Source organism: Mesorhizobium sp. M0751, assembly GCF_040320265.1.
Lineage (GTDB): Bacteria > Pseudomonadota > Alphaproteobacteria > Rhizobiales > Rhizobiaceae > Mesorhizobium.
Genome location: NZ_JAMYPH010000012.1, coordinates 1 through 18737, shown reverse-complemented (window position 1 = coordinate 18737; position 18737 = coordinate 1). Strand labels below are relative to the sequence as shown.

The following is an 18737-nucleotide window of genomic DNA, read 5'->3' as shown; positions in this document are numbered from 1 at the left end:
TACCTGGAGGGGGAGGATTCGCTGCGTGCACCGAACTTTCGCGGCGGTCCCGTGTTCCCAATCGAGATACACAAAAAGCTGGCTGCACCTTTCGGCATCACGCGGACGTTGGATTTGTGAGAAAGCGCGAGCGTCAATACTAACTTCTGGTCATGGAATTTTCCCGTGCGATAGGCACGCTCCACGGCGAAAGGAGTGCCCCGCCATGACCGTCCTCGCCTACAACCTTGCCAATGACATCGAAGGATTGTGGAGGGTCGTCTTCGTGCCGGACGAACTGCATCTGTATGTGGAATTCAGCCAGCCAGACGCCGACACAAACCCGGCTGATCGGATGAGCGTTGATGATTTCCTTGCATGGCGGCCGAAAGGCGCACTCCACGAGCGAGCGCGCGACAGCTTGGTTTCGCTCATTTGCAAGGCGCTGACAGGGCGATGAGACAAGGGAAACCCGCACCGAGATCCAGTGCGAGCGCCGCGAGTGGGCCTAGGGCCCCACAAGCCAGTGCCACCCCGCCGCCGGCAAACCGCGGCGGGCGAGTGCCTCGGGGACACGATGGTAGATCGCCAATGCGTTTATGGGTGTGGCCTTAAGTCGCAAACTATTGGCTTCAGAAGCAGGGCGTCGGGCTTCATTGACGGTGCTGCCAACACCATATGGTGATCCATAGCCTCCCAAACGAGAGAAGCTCGCCCCTGATGGGTCGCACTGCGGCCGTCAGCCGGCAATTGCTGTGAACTAGGAAACCATCATGATGCCTGAAAATATCAGACCAACTTCGCGAGACGTCCCCCTCATTCAGCTAGGCCTCTATCAGTGCCGCTTCCCGGTGAGCGAAGACGCTTCTGTACCCGGCGGTTATCGTTTTTGTGCTGGGCCAACTTCGCCGGATCGCGTCTACTGCGATCACCACCACCACATTGTGACCGCCGTGGACCCTCGTCGAGCCCGTTCGGGGGGTCTTCACCTCGCTCAACGACGCGCCGCCTAAGCCTGGCTGGCGGCGGCCTCCCGGCCAGGCGCTATGCGCTCCAAGGCCGCCTTGGCTACGACCTTTCCGTCGGCTCGGTCTGGCCCATCCTCCCTTATGCCGTCTTCGCCGATGTATCCCCCGTCGCCCGATTGAGAACGACGACTTCTCGCCGAGCCCTTCAGCTCGCTACTCGCACAAACGCGTCGGCTCCAAAGGTTTGTCTGTCAGCACATCTTCAATGTGCCCGCGCCTGAAGCCCCAACATCTTCTGCGACCAAACCGCGTACCTGGCACCGCCGATCGGTTGCTGCGGCGGATTTTCGCTGTTCGCAGCTGAACAATGCCTATCAACCTTGTCATCGCACCTAGTCGCATGTAGCGGCCGTTCGAATTCTCATCGCTCGGCGCGATGTTTGGTCCGTCTGGCCAGAAGAGCGGAGCAAGCCATTGACACCCACGAAGTTGCTGATTGGGCAGATCGCTGTCGTATTCGCAATTGTCATTCTTGGCGTGTGGACTGCAACCCAATGGTGCGCCCACATGCTCTCCTATCAGCCGCCACTCGGCCCACCATGGTTTGTGACAGTCGGCTGGCCGATCTACCAGCCGTGGAAGCTGTTCGAATGGTGGTTCCAATTTGACGCCTATGCGCCTGAGGTCTTTGACAAGGCTGGCATACTTGCCGGAGCCAGTGGGTTCCTGGGCTGTGCCGCCGCGATAGCTGGGTCCCTCTGGCGCGCACGGCAGCGGGGGTTGGTCACCACCTATGGGTCCTCACGATGGGCCATGAAGCTGGAAATCGAGAAGGCGGGGCTGTTTCAGCCGGCCGGCGTTTTCCTTGGCGGACTGAATTATCGCTATCTGCGCCATGACGGACCGGAACACGTCATGGCCTTTGCGCCGACACGTTCGGGCAAGGGCGTCGGACTCGTTGTTCCAACCCTTCTTTCCTGGACCGGCTCGGCCGTCATTCACGACATCAAAGGCGAGAACTGGCAGCTGACCTCTGGCTGGAGGTCGAAGTTCTCGCACTGTCTCTTGTTCAATCCGACCGATCCGAGATCGGCGCGGTACAACCCGCTGCTGGAAGTGCGCAAAGGTCCAGATGAGGTCCGCGACGTTCAGAACATCGCCGACATTCTCGTCGATCCGGAAGGCGCGCTGGAACGGCGGAACCATTGGGAGAAGACCAGTCATTCACTCCTAGTTGGCGCCATCTTGCACGTGCTCTACGCCGAAGAGGAAAAGACACTCGCCCGTGTCGCCACCTTCCTGTCGGACCCGCAACGCTCATTCGCTGCGACACTGCAGCGGATGATGACCACCAACCACCTCGGCACGGTGGACAAGCCCCAGGTCCATCCGGTCGTGGCCTCGGCGGCTCGTGAGGTGCTGAACAAGTCAGAGAACGAGCGCTCAGGCGTTCTCTCGACCGCCATGTCGTTTCTCGGGCTCTATCGTGATCCAACGGTGGCCGCGGCAACATCGGCCTGCGACTGGCGCATTGCCGACCTTGTGGATGCCGAGCGACCGATGTCGCTGTATCTGGTCGTGCCGCCGTCGGATATCTCGCGCACTAAGCCCCTGGTGCGATTGGTGCTCAATCAAATCGGCCGGCGGCTGACCGAGCGCCTGGAGGGCGATCCAAAGAAGAGCCGCAAGCATCAGCTCTTGATGATGCTGGATGAATTTCCGGCGCTCGGTCGGCTCGACTTCTTCGAGACTGCGCTCGCCTTCATGGCAGGCTACGGCATCCGCGCTTATCTGATAGCGCAATCGTTGAACCAAATCTCCAAGGCCTATGGCGAGAACAACGCCATTCTCGACAATTGCCATGTGCGGATTGCCTTTTCCTCAAATGACGAGCGCACGGCCAAACGCATCTCGGACGCGCTCGGTACCGCGACGGAACTCAGATCGATGCGTAACTATGCCGGCCATCGGTTGGCGCCCTGGTTGTCCCACGTCATGGTAAGCCGCCAAGAGACCGCTCGCCCCCTGCTGACGCCGGGTGAGGTGATGCAGTTGCCGCAGGCTGACGAACTAATCCTGGTTTCGGGATTGCCGCCGATTCGCGCCAAGAAGTTGCGTTATTACCAGGATCCGAATTTCACGGAGCGAGTGCTGCCTTCGCCGGTGCTGCGCGACGGTGCCTACGCGGATCGGCCCACGTCGCGCCCGGACGATTGGAGCGGACAGGTGCGCGGCGTGGATCGGCGTCTTGCTGGCGACGACGACAGTGCCGGCGCGGCAATCGAAGACGGAGGTGTCCAGCAGCAGCGCCATCCGGGCCTGCCCGAAGAACGGACCCTCGTCGCCCAGGAGCCTGATCATGGCGATCTGTTCACGCCCGCAGACGATGACTGCGAGACGCTCGCCGACAAGCGCGTCATGGATCGGATTTCCACCGCAGCACGTGCGTACGGCCTCAATGAGGGAATGGGCGACGACAAGGACATCGTGCCCGGCTTCTGAACGGCGCGCCATACGCGGGCGTATCTCAGCGTAGATAACGGCCGTAAGCGATTTCGAGGATCTCGACGATGCTCGTTCCCGTCGCCGGTGCATCAGCGCCGGTCAGAGGAACGAGCAGCATGAAGCCCCACCGCATTCGTCACCAGTTTTTGCTTGAACCCGAGTTGAGCGAGAAGCTGGAGAACCTCAGCCGCAATCCATCGACCACCAAATCGGCCATTGTGGCGCACGCGGTCGAGGCCTTTATCGAGCGGCGTGGGGAGAATGAACTCGACCAGCGCTACGGCAAGAGGCTCGACCGTCTTTCCCGCGACCTCGGACATGTCAGGCGCGATGTCGAGATGATCCTGGAGAGCCTGGCGCTCTTCATCCGCTTTTCGATCACGCTTCATGCTCACACGCCGGTGCCGGACAGGGCCACGCAAGCGATTGCCCAGGAGCGCTTCGACAAATTCGTCGAACAGGTCGGCCGCCAAATCGCTTCCGGGAAACGGTCACTTGGCACCGACGATCGCAGGGGAGGGGAAGGATGAGTTCTCATCCGGAAGCCGACCATCGCCGCCGCGTCATGCTGCGCACCGCCATGGGTCCGGCGATCACCGAAGCCCTTGCCGATCCGACCGTCATTGAGGTGATGGTCAATCCCGACGGTGCGCTGCGGCTCGACCGGTTGGGTGAAGGCCGGGTCGACACCGGCGTGCACATGCATCCTTCTGAGGCCGAACGCATCATCCGCCTGGTCGCCTCCCACGTGCGCGCCGAGGCGCATGCTGACAATCCGATTGTCAGCGCCGAATTGCCATCGGGCGAGCGCTTCGAGGGTCTGCTGCCGCCTGTCGTGCTGGGGCCATGCTTCGCCATCCGAAAGCCTGCGGCGAAACTCTACACGTTGGCCGACTATGTCGCCGATCGGGTCATGCTGCCGCTGCAGGCCGATGCGCTGAAGAAGGCGGTCCGCGAGCGGCGCAACATCCTGGTCGCCGGCGGCACGTCGTCGGGCAAGACAACACTTGCCAATGCGCTGCTGGCACAAGCCGCCGATTGCGACGAGCGGGTGATCCTGATCGAGGACACGCGCGAACTGCAATGCGCGGCGAAGGATTGCGTTGCCTTGAGGACGAGGCGGGGGTCGGTCACGCTCGCCGATCTCGTGCGCTCGACCCTGCGGCTCAGACCCGACCGCATCATCGTGGGCGAAGTCAGGGGCGCGGAAGCCCTGGACATGCTGAAGGCATGGAACACCGGGCATCCCGGCGGCATCGCGACGGTTCACGCCAATTCGGCGCGCTCCGCTCTCTACCGTATCGAGCAGCTCGCCCAGGAAGCCGTCGTCACCGTTCCCCGCCGCCTCATCACTGATGCGGTAGATCTGATCGTCTTCATCGCTGGGCGCGGATCCTCGCGCCGCATTGACGCGATCGCGGAGGTCACCGGTCTCGACAGCAGCGGTGATTACGCCGTCACCCCGCTCACGCTTCCGCAACTCCAGCAGTTTTGAAAGGTCACCTCATGCTCAAGAAGCTTCGCTTCCTTTCGTCCACCGCGCTCGCGTTTCTTCTCACCGTCCCGGCCCACGCAGCGGGCTCCGGCATGCCTTGGGAACAGCCGCTGCAGCAGATCCTTGAGTCGGTCCAGGGACCGGTCGCCAAGATCGTCGCGGTGATCATCATCATCACCACCGGCCTGACCCTTGCTTTCGGCGACACGGCAGGCGGTTTTCGCCGGCTGATCCAGATTGTCTTCGGCCTGTCGATCGCCTTCGCGGCATCGAGCTTCTTTCTCTCCTTCTTCTCCTTCGGCGGCGGGGCACTCGTCTGATGGCCACCGGAGAGCAGCATATCGAGGGTTTCGAAGTCCCCGTTCACAGGGCATTGACTGAGCCGATCCTGCTGGGCGGCGCGCCGCGAGCGGTGGCGATCCTCAACGGCACGGTGGCCGCGGCAATAGGCCTTGGCCTGCAGCAGTGGATCGCCGGACTGGCGCTCTGGATCGCCGGCCACACGCTCGCGGTCTTTGCCGCTCGCCGCGATCCGGACTTCGCCAGCGTGCTTGTCCGTCATCTTCGCCTGAAAGGGTGGCTTGCATGCTGAACCTTTCGGAGTATCGCGGCAAAGCCGATCGGCTGGCCGATCATCTGCCCTGGGCCGCTTTGGTGGCGCCCGGCATCGTGCTCAATAAAGACGGTAGCTTCCAGCGAACCTTCCGGTTCCGTGGCCCCGACCTTGAAAGCGCGACCGAAGCCGAGTTGGTCGGCATCTGCGCACGAGCCAACAATGCGCTACTAAGGTTGGGCTCCGGATGGGGGTTGTTTTTCGAGGCCGAGCGCGTTGAAGCGCTGGGCTATCCGAGCTCGGCTTTTCCCGATGCTGCCTCATGGCTGGTCGATGAGGAACGGCGCGCGGCCTTCGAGGGCAAGGTCGCGCACTTCGAGAGTCGCTATCATCTGACCTTGGTCTTCATGCCGGCGCCAGATGGCCAGGCGCGGGCGGAAAGCGCACTGGTCGACTCGCATCACTCGGGAGGGGCTAGAGACTGGCGCCAGGAGCTGGCGTGGTTTCGCGACGAGACCGACCGCGTCCTGGATTTGCTGTCCGGCTTCATGCCGGAAGTGCGCGCCCTCGATGATGCCGAGACGCTAACCTATCTGCACGGCACAATCTCGACCTACCGCCATCCGGTCGCCATGCCGGAAACGCCAATGTATCTCGACGGTGTTCTGGTTGACGCGCCGCTTACCGGCGGCCTGGAGCCGATGCTGGGTGAGCAGCATCTGTGCACCCTCACCGTTCTTGGTTTCCCGAACGTCACCCGGCCAGGGATCCTCGACGCGCTCAACCATCAGGATTTCGCCTACCGCTGGATGACGCGCTTCATCCCGCTCGACAAGACGGAAGCCACAAAGACACTGACCCGGTTGCGCCGTCAGTGGTTTGCCAAGCGCAAATCGGTCGCAGCCATCCTGCGCGAGGTCGTGACCAACGAACCCGTCCCTCTCGTCGATAGTGACGCCGACAACAAGGCGCTCGATGCGGATGCCGCCCTTCAGGCATTGGGCGGCGATCACGTCGGCTTCGGCTATCTCACCACAACGGTGACGGTATGGGACCAGGACCGGCAGGCCGCCGCGGAAGAGCTCCGAGCGGTTGAGCGCATAGTCAATGGGCTCGGCTTCACCACGATCCGTGAAAGCATCAACGCGGTCGAGGCGTGGCTCGGCTCGTTGCCCGGTCATGTCTACGCTAACGTTCGCCAGCCGCTCGTTCACACGCTGAATCTTGCCCATGTCATGCCGCTGTCGTCGGCGTGGGCCGGTCCGGTGGACAACGAGCATCTCGCCAACGTGACTGGGACCGAATCCCCGCCGCTTCTCTTCGCAGAGACCAACGGGTCGACACCGTTTCGGCTTTCCACCCACGTCGGCGATGTCGGCCACATGCTGGTCGTTGGGCCGACCGGTGCCGGCAAGTCGGTTCTGCTCGCGCTAGTCGCTCTGCAGTTTCGACGCTATGCCGGGGCGCAGGTCTATGTCTTCGACAAGGGCAATTCGGCTCGTGCGGCAACACTGGCCATGGGCGGAGAACACCACGCGCTGGGCGCGGATGGTGCGCTTGCCTTCCAGCCACTGAGCAATATCGGCGACCAGACTACTCGCAGCTGGGCGGCGGAATGGATCGCCGGCCTCGTTGCCCATGAGAATGTCAGCGTTACGCCGGAGGTAAAGGAGGCGATCTGGTCGGCACTCATCAGCCTTGCGACTGCGCCGGTGCAGGAACGCACGCTGACGGGCCTGTCGGCTCTGCTTCAGTCCAATGGGCTCAAGGCCGCGTTGATGCCCTACACGCTCGACGGTCCCTTCGGCCGGCTGCTCGATGCCGATGAAGATCGGCTGGCTTTGTCGGATGTGCAGTGTTTCGAGACCGAAGAGCTGATGCACAGCCAAGGCGCTGTGCTCCCGGTGCTCACCTATCTGTTCCATCGTCTCGAGGAGCGGTTCGACGGACGGCCGACGCTGCTGATGCTCGACGAGGCGTGGGTCTATCTCGACAACCCTCTCTTTGCCGCCCGCATCCGCGAATGGCTGAAGGTGCTGCGAAAGAAGAACGTCTCCGTCATTTTCGCCACGCAGTCACTTGCAGACATCGCTGCCTCGTCGATCGCGCCGGCAATCATCGAGAGCTGCCCACAGCGCATTTTTCTTCCCAATGACCGTGCCGTGGAACCGCAGGTGCGGGCAGCCTATGAGTGCTTCGGCCTGAACGAGCGGCAAATCGAATTGGTCGCCCGTGCCACACCGAAGCGCCAGTATTATCTGCAGTCGCGCCGCGGCAACCGCCTCTTCGAGCTCGGGCTCGGCCCGATCGCTCTTGCGCTCTGCGGCGCCTCTGATCCGGCCACGCAGACCCTAATCGACAAGGTGCTGTCAGAGCACGGACAGGAGGGCTTTGCCGCCCGGTTTCTGATTGCGCGCGGCCTCGATTGGGCTGCCGAGCTTCTCCAGCAATTCCCTCAACCAGACAAGGAGCAATCGTCATGATGCGGCGCCGCCTTCTCACCAGCCTGATCACCGTTTCCCTGATCGCAAAACCAATGGCCGACTACGTCCAGCCGGCCCACGCCCTGATCGTGTTCGATCCGTCGAATTATGCGCAGAACGTGCTGACAGCGGCACGTTCCCTGGAGCAGATAAACAACCAGATCCAGTCGCTTCAGAACCAGGCGACGATGCTGCAGAACATGGCGCGCAACCTTCAGCGCCTGGATTTTTCTTCCGTGGGCCAGCTCACAGGTTCGCTCCAACGGATCGACGGCCTGATGACCCAGGCCAGCGGCCTGAGCTTCGATCTCGACAAGCTTCAGAACCAGTGGCGTGTGCAATATCCGGAAAGCTACGACGCCACAATCGAGGTCAACGATGTGGCGAGCGCCGCGCGCGAGCGCTGGCAAAACGCCATGCAGGCGTTCCGCCAAACCATGAGCGCGCAGTCGCAGATCGTGGAGAACGTGCGGGCCGACGGCGACCTGCTTACCGATCTCGTCAACCGCAGTCAGGGCGCGGCAGGTGCCCTTGAGGCAAGCCAGGCCACCAATCAGCTGATCGCGCTTTCGACCAAGCAGCAGATGCAGATCCAGACGCTGCTCGCGACCCAGTTCCGGGCTGAAGCCGAAGATGCTGCCCGCAAGGCGCAGTCCGAGGAAGCCGCCCGCGAGACGACGAAGCGTTTCCTGGGCACCGGTACGGCCTATCCCGGCAACTGATCAGCAGTCTTCAAGACAACGAGGAAGACGGCGACATGAATGACCTCGGCGTCATCGATCGCTTTATGCAGACCTTCATCCGCTATATCGACAGCGGGTTCGGTCTGCTTTCGGGCGACGTCGCCTTTCTCACTACCATCCTGATCGGCATTGACATCGCGCTGGCGGGCCTGGTCTGGGCGTTCGGCGGCGAACCCAATATTCTCGGTCGGCTCGTCCGAAAGGTGCTCTATGTCGGCGCCTTCGCATTCATCCTGAACAATTTCAGAAGCCTTGCCGACATCATCTACCGCTCCTTTGCCGGGCTCGGCATCAACGCTTCGTCCGGCAATTTGTCCGCCGACAGTCTCCTGCGGCCAGGCCGCATTGCCGCGGCCGGCTTCGAGGGCGCCTGGCCGCTGCTCAATCAAGCGAGCCAGCTAGTCGGCTTCCCCGAGATCTTTGGCAACGCGCTGACCATCTTCGTGCTGCTTCTCGCCTGGTTCCTGGTCCTCATCGCCTTCTTCATCCTTTCCATCCAGCTTTTCATCACCATCCTGGAGTTCAAACTCACCACATTGGCCGGCTTTGTTCTGGTGCCCTTCGCGCTCTGGAACCGCTCGGCGTTTCTGGCCGAGCGCGTGCTCGGCAATGTGATCTCGTCGGGCATTAAGGTGATGGTGCTTGCCGTCATCGTCGGCATCGGCTCCACGCTCTTCGGCGAGTTCGCTTCCGCCCTGCAAGGCAAGGAGCCGGACTTGGCCGCGGCCATGTCACAGGTACTGGGCGCGTTGGCGCTGCTTGGGCTCGGCATTTTCGGACCGGGAATTGCCTCGGGTCTTGTTTCCGGCGCGCCGCAGCTTGGCGCGGGAGCCGCACTCGGAACCACCGCGGCGGCCGCCGGATCAACGCTCGTTGCCGGAGGTGCGGCGCTTGCCGGCGCGCGCATGGCAACCGGCGGCGGTCTCGCCGCCGTTCGAGCCGGCACGGCCATGGGATCGGCTGCTTCCACAGCTTGGCAGATGAGGCGTGCAACATCGCCCGAGTCCGGCCTCTCCGGCGTAGCTGCTGGACTGCAGGGCGTTGCCGGCGCAGCTGGCGGCGCCGCGATTCGGGGAATGCGATCTGCAACAGAACCATTCCGGCGCAGCGCCGATGCCGGCCGCGATGCCGCCTGGACCGCGACGGGCGGCACGCCGACCGCATCAATGACCGGAAACCCTGCCGCGTCAGGTGCCAATGCCGCGCCGGCGTGGGCGAGGCGCTTGCGTTCCGAACAGACCGCGCGCGCCCATCGCCACGCCGCCACGCAGGCCGTCCGCGATGGCGATCGGGGTGGAAGCGGCGCCAACCCCTCTCTCAACGATAAGGAAGACTAGATGCTCTTCAAGCGACCTGTTCAGCGTTACGGGAAGACGCCCCACCCCGTCACACCATACCAGAAGGCCGCCCAACTTTGGGACGAGCGCATCGGCACTGCGCGCGTGCAGGCAAGGAACTGGCGCCTGATCGCCTTTGGCTGCCTCGCTCTGGCCATCGGGCTCTCTGGTGGACTCTTGTGGCAGTCGATGCAGGGCCGCGTCGTGCCCTATGTCGTCGAGGTCGACCGCTTCGGTGAGACACGGGCTGTCGCGCCGGCAATCCAAACCTACGAGCCCGACGATGCCCAGATTGCCTGGCATCTCGGCCGCTTCATCCAGAATGTCCGCTCCGTCTCCACCGATGCGGTGTTGGTGCGGCAGAATTGGCTCTCGGCCTACGACTTTGCCACCGACCGTGCAGCCCTCTTTCTCAACGAGTACGCTAAGGCCAATGATCCGTTCGGCAAGATCGGCACGCGCAGCGTCTCGGTGCAGGTGACGAGCGTGGTTCGAGCGTCCGAGAGCTCCTTTCAAGTCAAATGGACCGAGCAGGTCTTTGAGCGCGGCAGCCTCGCCAGCACAACGCGTTGGACCGGGATCCTCACCATTGTGATCCGGCCGCCGAACAATACCGATCAGCTGCGCAAAAACCCGCTCGGCGTCTTCATCAATGCCATCGACTGGTCGCGCGAGCTCGACAGTGCCGCGCAGACTTCCGTTCCCCCAAAGGAGTCCGCCAATGATAAATAGACTCTCGTCGCTCCGCACTGCGCTGGTCCTGTCGACGTCGGCTGCGGTCATCTCCGCCTGTGCCTCGAAGCCGGTGCCGCCACCTCAGATTTCCTATGATGCTGCCAAGTTCCAACCAGCGGCAATCGAGAAGGCGCCGGAGAAGCCCGTCAAGGTCGTGGAAGTGCCGACACCGCTGCCGCTGCCCGGCCAGTTGCAGCCCGAGCCGGGCAAGGCTGCTGAAGACAGGCGCTCGCCTGAAGAACGTGTCGCCGATGCCAACAAGGCGGCGACGCAGCAACCCACCAAATATGGCTATGTGAATGCGGTGCAGGTTTACCCTTTTGCCGAAGGCGCGCTCTACCAGCTCTATGCCGCACCGGAGCGCGTCAGCGATATCGCTCTGCAGTCAGGCGAGAAACTCCAATCCGTGTCGGCCGGCGACACAGTGCGCTGGGTAATTGGCGACACCGTCAGTGGCTCCGGCGATGACCAGCGCACCCATGTGCTGGTGAAGCCCTTCGCGCCAGGACTTGCCACCAATCTGGTGATCACCACGGACCGGCGAAGCTATCACCTGCAGCTTCAAAGCACGGATAAGACCGCCATGGCGGCCATCTCCTGGACTTACAGCGAGGACCAGATCATCGCGCTACGCCGGCGCAATGCGCAGGCCGACGCCGCTATGCCAGTGGCGTCGAATGTGGCTCTCGAAAATATTCGCTTCCGCTATTCGATTACCGGCGACATGCCGCCCTGGAGGCCGACGCGCGCGTTCGATGATGGCAGCAAGGTCTACATCGAGTTTCCGCGCCGCATCGATCAGGGCGAGGCCCCGCCGCTCTTCATCGTCGGTGCTGACGGGGACAACCAGCTCGTCAACTACCGCGTACGGGGCAACTATTACATCGTCGATCGCCTCTTCGCCGCGGCCGAACTGCGCCTCGGCGCCAAGCAGCAGCAGGTGGTGCGCATCACGAGGACCGACGGCAGGCAAGCGCCGCGGCGGATATTGCTCTTTTCGCGTTCCAGCAGGTGAGGGACGGCCCATGACGGATACTTCCCGCTCCGATGCTCCACCGAAACTCGATCCAGAACAGCTGCAGCTGCGGGCCTCGCCTCGCCGCGCTGTGCGCTTCAAGCGCGGCATTATTGTCGCCATTGCTGCTGTTGGTTCCGGGACCGTTCTAGCCGTCACCATGATGGCGCTGCAAGGACCGGCACTGCGCATCAAAGAGCAGGCTGAAGAGCTTTACAACACCGAGCGGAAGCCAACCGCGGAGGCAATTGAAAGGCTGCCTAAGGACTATTCCGGGATCAAGCCCAAGCCTCCGGTGCTTGGACCACCGCTGCCCGGCGACCTCGGCCGCCCCATCCTTGAGCACCAACGCCAGCTGGGCATCGCGCCGGGCCAGGAGGTTTCGGCGGAGGAGCAGCGCCTTGCACAGCAGGCGATCGAGGCGCGCGAATCGCAAGTCTTCTTCCGGATCGAAAATCGACCCCGGCAAGCGGATGCCGCCGGCAACGGGCAGGGCGGGCGTCCACCCTTTGATGGAACGGCTCCACAATCCGATGCCGCACGCGATTCAGCTTCCGTTGCACCGGCCGAGGGCGACCAAAACAATCAACAGCGCAAGCTCGATTTTGTCAGCCAGCGGAACACAAGTGGAATCTACAATCTGCATGCACTGCAGACGCCGGCTTCGCCGTATCAGCTGATGGCCGGCAGCGTCATCGCAGCGAGCCTGATCACTGGCATCAATTCCGACTTGCCCGGCCTCGTCGTCGCACAGGTCACCGAGAATGTGCACGACACAGTCACCGGCAGCACCTTGCTCATTCCGCAAGGCTCTCGCCTGATTGGCACCTATGACAGCGTTGTTGCCTTTGGACAAAGGCGCGCGCTGCTGGTCTGGCAACGGATACTGCTGCCCGACGGCTCTTCGATCGAAATGGACAATCTGCCGGCGACGGACACCGCCGGCTATGCCGGGCTTGAGGACAAGGTGGATTTCCACACCTGGCAGCTGATGAAAGGCGTTGCGCTGGCCACGTTGCTAGGGGTCGGCACCGAGCTGAGCCTCGGGGAAGACGAAAGCGACCTGGTCAAAGCAATCCGCGAATCCGCTCAGCAGAACGTCAGTCAAGCTGGCCAGCGCATCACCGAGAAGAACCTCAATATTCAGCCCACGATCACCGTCCGCCCTGGTTGGCCACTGCGCGTCATCGTGCACAAGGATCTTGTGCTACGGCCGTACCCGAATTGACTGGAGTCATCATGACCAATCTGAAACTCGGCAAACTTCCGGATCGGACACCTTCGAAGATCACCATAAGCGTAAGTGCAGACCTGAACCAAGCACTGAAGGACTATGCGGCGCTTTATCGTCAGACCTATGGCGAGTCCGAATCGGTAGCGGAACTGATCCCGTTCATGCTGGCGGAGTTCCTGGAGAGCGATCGAGCGTTTGCCAAGGCCAGAAAGGAAGGGCTCCCTGTCGTCGACAAGTCAGAGAAATCGCGGCGGAAGGCAATTTCAGGGTCCGAATAAGTCACAGCGACCAGTGAGTCCGAGGGGGCACCTTTCTAGGCGGGCGAATGCATTCAAGCAACTTGCCGGCGGCAAGCCGAAACATAGGGCACAAAAGACGAGCTGATCTGCCCCGAACCAATGCCGGCTCTGCGCCTTTGACGGCCGTAAAGGTCCACTTCACAGCTTCTTAAAAGCAGACATCGCTGGCGATGCCCTCGAAGTCGACCATGCCCACTTCCGGACGTTGGCTTCTTGTTGGAAGCGGGCATTGGTTGGCAGGGCCAGAACTGCCGCTTGCGGCCCGTCGCGCTTGCCTTCATCAACCACAGATCGAGGCATTTGCGCCTCATGGCGTGCTCGCTTTGTCTGTCGCCTACTGACACCAACAAAACAGGCAGGCCGGGATCAGCCTGCCTGTTACGAGGGCTACTGCGGCGGCCCAAAGGAAGTGAACCGGGTCCAGACACGGCCCAGCGCAGACAGCACACGCTTCAGGAAGGACAGACGCGCGGGGTCGCCGTGCGCGTGGCGTTCGATCTGCTTGCGCATCACCGCTTGCGACGTGGCTGGATCGAAGGCGCGCAGCCACTCAACCTCGCCGACCGTAATGAAGTAATGCGAATTGCAGGGTGCATCGCAGACGGCAATCGAAGGGCGCACCGTCGCCATACCGCCTTGTTCAGTGACCTGGTGGCTGTCGGGCACCAGCAACGAAACACGATGACCACAGCCGCAAGCGCACAGCAGGGCCCCGATCTCGAACTCCTCGCTGTGATAGACGACGCCCGGCACCAAAGGCTTGGGCATGCGCTCGACCGCTTCATAGCGAAATCTCATCTAGACTCCCCCCGCCCGGTCCATTTCGAAGGTTACGGTATCGAAGATTATCGAGGTCGCATCACTCTCCCGGTCCAGCAACCCGAAATGCTGCTTGAACCGGATCACGGCCATGTTGGCATTCAGCGCATTGAGCTCGGGAATCTGCGCCTGCTTGCGATATTCGTCAGCCTTCGCGTTTTCGACCGGCAGACGCACCGTACCCCGATTGTTGTCGAAGGCGGCACGGTCGGTGCCCGTAATGCGCACGAAGCCGCTGAGCCCGACGGCCGAGCGGTTCAGGCCCATGCCGCAATCGACAAAGGGAATGTTGTTCGCACTCAGCCAGTCCACGATCAACAGGCGCGCCGGCCCCTCATCAACCGAGACGAAGACGAAATCGAACTCGCGGAGGCGAATAACATTGTCGGCCGTGATGCGTTCGGCGACCGGCACAATGCCCGCATGCCATTGATCATAGTGCATGGCAAGCGCCTCGACTTTCAGCTTGCCGATGGCGCCGGGGATAAAGCCCGGCCATCTGAAGATCGTGTGGAGATGGACCTTGTCATCATCGAACAGCGCAATCTGCTCAAGATGCGTACGAGCCACTGAATCGAGAATGAAGGAGCCAGTTCCGCCAAGGCCGACGATGGCGACCTTCTTGCCGCGCATGAGCGCTGAGAGATCATTGAGGTGATAGCGCGCGGACATGGTGTCGGGAAAGCGCAGCGGCGAACCCTGCGCGGCCGCCTTGACGGCGATCCCACGTAGGGGTGTAGCCTGAGGATAAGCATTGACCGCCGGCGTCGTGATCGTATCGATGTATGTCTGTACCTTTTCCTCGAACGACTGGTACGCGCGCAGCGCGCCCTGCTCATCCATCAACTTGTAAGAGAAGGAGCAGCTCACGACGAGATCAGGCGTCACCTCAACGGGATTGGGACCGCCGCCAAGCCTGAGCTCGCGTCCCTGCTGGTCGTGGGGTCGGCTGCCGCGCCACCAGGCTTGGTGATCGGCGGGGGGGCCGATGACCGGGCCGGTCAGACCAAGTGGGCAGGCCCAATCGCCGTGCTGCAAGCCGGCCTCGCTGTCGAGGTAGGGCAGACCGTATATAACGAAATAACCGCCCACGAAGTCGATCAGGTATCCCGTCTCGTCCAGATCACGAAGGAAGGGGTTATGATTCACCAGTTCCGGCAACTCGAAAGCGCATTCCATCCTTCACCTTCACCTTCTGACCCGGTGCGAGCGTGCCGCTCGGGTTCTCGACCGGACCGTGGGAGTATTTGACGAGATATTCGTTCGAGGGCTTTCCGCCCTGCCCGAGATAGAGATCGACCACGCGGGCGTAAGTGATCTGTTTGGTGTCGATCTCGTGGTCATCGCCATTAACCAGAATGTCGAAGACCTTCTGGCTGTAGAAATGCTGATCCTGCGTCAGATCGATCGGCGTGTCATCGCGCGGAATGCGCTCATCTTCCTCGTCGCCCGCGACCTCGCGGTAGAGCCTCTCGTGCTGCTTAATGTCGGCCAGCGCATAGAGCGCTTCACCGGTCGTTGGGTTGGGCGAATTGATCGCCACTCGATTGATGTGGATGCGCACGATGTGCGACGCAGCAATGTCCAGCATGACTTATATCCTTTCCCGCCTCTGGCGGCGCTTGCGTTTCGCCCCGACCGGTGGCATTTTGGTGTCCGGCCAGACAACAGAAGGGGTTCGAAAAAAGCCCTGGTCTAATTCACATCAGATCAGAGCCTGTTGTCCACACAGACAACAAATAGCGATTGAAAAAAATTTGTCAAGGAGGGCGAATGCCGGAAACAGCACTGGGTGTGTGGTTGAAAGGCCTAAGGGAAGAAAGAAAGCTGAGCCTAAGGGATCTCGGCCAGCGCAGCGAGGTCGATCACGCCTACATTCACCGGCTTGAAACGGGCGTAAAGGAAGCCCCATCCGAAGACGTTTTGGACAAGCTAGCGACTGCGCTGTCAGCCTCAAAGCGCGATCGCGAAGTTCTGCGCCACCTCGCGCGCCAGGAGAACGTTAATCCGAATATCTTGGAATTTGTCCGTCAGGATCAGAGTATCAGCGCCGAGGAGCTGCAGATGCTTTCCACCGTTGTGAATCGCGGCACGCGCGCGGATTACGCGACCTCGCTCGCGCGCATCAGGCGCATGATGATGGAAGACGATGATGGATGAGTTGTCAGTCGTTTCATCTGCACGGGCGTTTATCAGCAAATGCGGGCCGCTTGCGCAGCCGGTCTCAGTCGATATCTATGCGGCAGCAATCGACGGCACGATCAAAAAGGAAGCCTTGAACGACGGCGAAGATGGCTGGTCGTTCAAGACGCCCAAGGGCAAATACAAGATCTGCGTGAACTGCAATCAGAACAACAGGCGTCAGAGGTTTACCGTCTGCCACGAGGTTGCCCACGCGGTTTTAGACATCGCCCCCGATCATAGCCAGCCAAGCTGGAGTCTCAGCAAGCGGCCCCAAGGCGAGATTTTCTGCGACATTTTCGCCGCCGAGCTACTCCTACCATACAAGCTCTTCAAGCCGCAGGTTGACATGTCGGAAATGGGCATGGCGGCCGTCGGCACGCTGGCCGATGATTTCGATGCCTCGCTTCTTGCCGCCGGCTCGCGTTTCGCAACCTTCTCGAAAAATCTCTGCGCGTTCGTCGTCTCCGAAGGCGGCAAGGTTCGCTACAGCGCCCGCTCGGCAAGTCTACGTCAGGCAAAGGGCTGGGTCAGGCCCGGGGCGCTCCTGCCCGAGGGTTCCTACAGCGCACGAGCACGAGCGGGCGAGAAGCCATCAGGGCCTGAAGAAGCGGAGGCCGATGAGTGGTTCGAAGACTGGGACCGCGATGGCGGCCTATTCGAAGACGTCTTGCATGTGGGTCAATGGGATCAGACCATGACGCTGCTGTGGTACGAAGAGGACGACGCCCCGCCCGCGCGTCTCGAGCGCAAGCAATGGGAGGAACAGACCTACGGCCTGCGTGAGCTTGACGGCAATCTGCCCTGGCCGGGCGGCAGGAAGCGGCGATAGGTGGAGACCTGAGTTTGCTAGGCCAGCGGATCGATCGCCCAATATGCAGACCTTTTCAGCGTCCGGGCAGGATCATTCCCAGACTTTTTGCGCTCCCAATCGAGCGGCCGATATCTTTCTTTCGAGAGAAAAAGCGGTCCGTCGGGTCACGGCCCCATTTTGACATTCAGTCAGACGGTCCCGCAATGCGCCGACGACAATTCTTTCTCTGAGATGCCTCAGTTGGCTCCACTTTGCATTCTGCTGGAGCTTCGTCGAAGAACATTCCTGCCGCTAACCCAAAGGTTATCGTGGAATTTTGCTAGCCACTTTCTTTGACAAGCGGCTTGGTTTCAATCGCTCCTTGAGGATAGGTTCTTCGCTTCAACTTTAGTTGGCGACGCTCTTGATGCCAGATGCGACCGCTGCGTTATCAGCGGATTGGGTTATGCTGTTGAAAAGGACACACGCACTTTCTTTTTTGCGGAAATTGAACCCTAAGCAGGATTTGTCGTTTGCACATTGCAGTATGCAGTCTGGATATCGGAGCGGAGAGGTCCAATAGGCGTTGCCAGAAATTTCCGTTTTTGTGGCGAACACCAAATTCGAGTAGCGCAAATTGCTCTCGACCACTTTTTTTGCGGCCATGATCGACTCTTCGCTTTTGACCAGTAGCGATGCGTCCCCTTTCATGAAACAAGCTCGAAATTTTGTGTTATAAGTAACCGCTAGACACCTGAAGTCGGTGTCGCAGGCGGTTTGACACTGCTCAGAACTCACGTTCCTAATTGGCATATCCGGCAGGTCGTTTCCGATCGCGTCCCACCCGGACACGACAACAAATCCACTATCTGGATCGACCTCTGTCGCAGGAGTTTCTGCGGGGACAGTTGCGGCCTGCTCTCGTGACGAGTCAGGAATGATGTCTGAAGACGCAAATGTGCGACCATCCAGCCACGCGCATCTTGTTGCAAGATCGACGGCGGATGAATCATTAAGGCCGACCAACTGAAGCGTCTGAGCAGCAGCGCCAGGCCCGGCTGGTGGCGCTGTCGGTGCAGAACGAGCTGCCAATGATACATTTACGTCTACGCCGTTCACACTCCGCCGAGAGTAACACCACGCTCGGTCCCAGGTTTGGTCGTTCTCATCCTTGAAGTGGTGACCTGTGATTAACTCCCAAGTGGTGCCTTGGAACTCGACGTTCTTGGTGGCGAACTTGTTGAAGTCGACGGTCACCACGTCAGGCTTGGTAGGGACGTCAGCCTGGGGCGCCTGCTCCTGAGTTGGCTTTGGAGTTGGAACAGGAATAGGCGGCTCATCTTTTGGGGAGGTGAGATCGCTTGGCTGCTCTATGGTCGGCAAAGCCGCCGGCTCCGGCAAGGTTTTGTCCCATAGACCAAGATTGATGCCCAGCCCAATCCCGACCGCCGCCACTGCAATGGCTCCGCCAGTCGCCATTCGGCGAAAGGCGGTCTGAACCGCCCCGGGTTTTCCGGAGGCCGTTTCGTTCGAGTCACGCGGCTATGGCTGGTTCATCCAACATGGCGTAGTAGCGTTCCTCGGCTTCGGCCGGCGGG

Annotated in this window: 19 protein-coding genes; 15 read left to right on the top strand and 4 right to left on the bottom strand. The window is 61.2% G+C overall.

Annotated elements, in window-relative coordinates:
• Nucleotides 1–205 precede the first annotated feature (205 nt).
• The 13 genes from NKI19_RS18890 to NKI19_RS18825 all read left to right on the top strand — a co-directional run bounded on the left by NKI19_RS18890 (nucleotide 206) and on the right by NKI19_RS18825 (nucleotide 13325).
• A complete protein-coding gene (locus NKI19_RS18890; RefSeq protein ID WP_352567547.1) occupies nucleotides 206–439 on the top strand; it encodes a hypothetical protein in 234 nt (77 codons plus the stop codon).
• A gap of 982 nt (nucleotides 440–1421) precedes the next feature.
• Nucleotides 1422–3449 carry a conjugal transfer protein TraG gene (locus NKI19_RS18880; RefSeq protein ID WP_352567548.1) on the top strand — a complete coding sequence of 676 codons (2028 nt, stop codon included), beginning with the start codon at nucleotides 1422–1424 and terminating at the stop codon, nucleotides 3447–3449.
• Nucleotides 3450–3568: 119 nt separating this feature from the next.
• Entirely contained in the window at nucleotides 3569–3982 is a 414-nt protein-coding gene (locus NKI19_RS18875; RefSeq protein ID WP_352467842.1) for a CopG family transcriptional regulator, read from the top strand.
• Entirely contained in the window at nucleotides 3979–4947 is a 969-nt protein-coding gene (gene trbB / locus NKI19_RS18870) for a P-type conjugative transfer ATPase TrbB (RefSeq protein ID WP_352567549.1), read from the top strand. The genes NKI19_RS18875 and trbB overlap by 4 nt, the downstream gene beginning before the upstream one ends.
• Nucleotides 4948–4958: 11 nt before the next feature.
• Nucleotides 4959–5267, top strand: coding sequence for a TrbC/VirB2 family type IV secretion system protein (locus NKI19_RS18865; RefSeq protein ID WP_023680310.1), 309 nt, complete (start codon nucleotides 4959–4961; stop codon nucleotides 5265–5267).
• On the top strand, nucleotides 5267–5539 hold the full coding sequence (locus NKI19_RS18860; RefSeq protein ID WP_023680309.1) for a VirB3 family type IV secretion system protein: 273 nt from the start codon (nucleotides 5267–5269) through the stop codon (nucleotides 5537–5539). Before NKI19_RS18865 ends, NKI19_RS18860 begins: the two co-directional genes overlap by 1 nt.
• The gene (trbE, locus tag NKI19_RS18855) at nucleotides 5533–7983 is read left to right on the top strand and encodes a conjugal transfer protein TrbE (RefSeq protein ID WP_352567550.1); all 2451 of its coding nucleotides are present in this window, start codon (nucleotides 5533–5535) and stop codon (nucleotides 7981–7983) included. Before NKI19_RS18860 ends, trbE begins: the two co-directional genes overlap by 7 nt.
• Complete coding sequence (gene trbJ, locus NKI19_RS18850) at nucleotides 7980–8705, top strand: P-type conjugative transfer protein TrbJ (RefSeq protein ID WP_352567551.1); 726 nt, start codon at nucleotides 7980–7982, stop codon at nucleotides 8703–8705. The genes trbE and trbJ overlap by 4 nt, the downstream gene beginning before the upstream one ends.
• 35 nt (nucleotides 8706–8740) lie before the next feature.
• Nucleotides 8741–10063, top strand: a complete 1323-nt coding sequence (gene trbL / locus NKI19_RS18845; RefSeq protein WP_352567552.1) for a P-type conjugative transfer protein TrbL — start codon at nucleotides 8741–8743, stop codon at nucleotides 10061–10063.
• Nucleotides 10064–10795 (top strand): conjugal transfer protein TrbF, encoded by a 732-nt coding sequence (gene trbF / locus NKI19_RS18840; RefSeq protein WP_352567553.1) that lies wholly within the window; start codon nucleotides 10064–10066, stop codon nucleotides 10793–10795.
• Complete coding sequence (gene trbG / locus NKI19_RS18835; protein ID WP_352567554.1) at nucleotides 10785–11813, top strand: P-type conjugative transfer protein TrbG; 1029 nt, start codon at nucleotides 10785–10787, stop codon at nucleotides 11811–11813. The genes trbF and trbG overlap by 11 nt, the downstream gene beginning before the upstream one ends.
• 10 nt (nucleotides 11814–11823) lie before the next feature.
• The gene (locus NKI19_RS18830; RefSeq protein ID WP_352567555.1) at nucleotides 11824–13041 is read left to right on the top strand and encodes a TraB/TrbI/VirB10 family type IV secretion system protein; all 1218 of its coding nucleotides are present in this window, start codon (nucleotides 11824–11826) and stop codon (nucleotides 13039–13041) included.
• A gap of 11 nt (nucleotides 13042–13052) precedes the next feature.
• Entirely contained in the window at nucleotides 13053–13325 is a 273-nt protein-coding gene (locus NKI19_RS18825) for a DUF2274 domain-containing protein (protein WP_352473672.1), read from the top strand.
• Nucleotides 13326–13733: 408 nt separating this feature from the next.
• On the opposite strand, the gene NKI19_RS18820 is transcribed toward NKI19_RS18825, so the two are convergent.
• From NKI19_RS18820 to NKI19_RS18810, 3 genes are read right to left on the bottom strand one after another with little or no spacing between them, the layout of a single operon-like run.
• A complete protein-coding gene (locus NKI19_RS18820) occupies nucleotides 13734–14144 on the bottom strand; it encodes a ubiquitination-like system serine protease family protein (RefSeq protein ID WP_352467836.1) in 411 nt (136 codons plus the stop codon).
• Complete coding sequence (locus NKI19_RS18815) at nucleotides 14145–15326, bottom strand: ThiF family adenylyltransferase (RefSeq protein ID WP_352567556.1); 1182 nt, start codon at nucleotides 15324–15326, stop codon at nucleotides 14145–14147.
• Nucleotides 15304–15756 (bottom strand): multiubiquitin domain-containing protein, encoded by a 453-nt coding sequence (locus NKI19_RS18810; protein WP_352567557.1) that lies wholly within the window; start codon nucleotides 15754–15756, stop codon nucleotides 15304–15306. Before NKI19_RS18810 ends, NKI19_RS18815 begins: the two co-directional genes overlap by 23 nt.
• A 182-nt stretch (nucleotides 15757–15938) precedes the next feature.
• Between NKI19_RS18810 and NKI19_RS18805 the strand changes: the two genes are divergently transcribed.
• Nucleotides 15939–16325, top strand: coding sequence for a helix-turn-helix domain-containing protein (locus NKI19_RS18805; RefSeq protein ID WP_352467833.1), 387 nt, complete (start codon nucleotides 15939–15941; stop codon nucleotides 16323–16325).
• Nucleotides 16315–17178: an ImmA/IrrE family metallo-endopeptidase gene (locus tag NKI19_RS18800; protein ID WP_352473670.1), complete on the top strand. Its 864-nt coding sequence runs from the start codon at nucleotides 16315–16317 to the stop codon at nucleotides 17176–17178. Before NKI19_RS18805 ends, NKI19_RS18800 begins: the two co-directional genes overlap by 11 nt.
• 369 nt (nucleotides 17179–17547) lie before the next feature.
• Here NKI19_RS18800 and NKI19_RS18795 read toward each other — a convergent pair whose 3' ends face one another.
• Entirely contained in the window at nucleotides 17548–18594 is a 1047-nt protein-coding gene (locus tag NKI19_RS18795; RefSeq protein ID WP_352567559.1) for a PAN domain-containing protein, read from the bottom strand.
• Nucleotides 18595–18737: the final 143 nt, after the last annotated feature.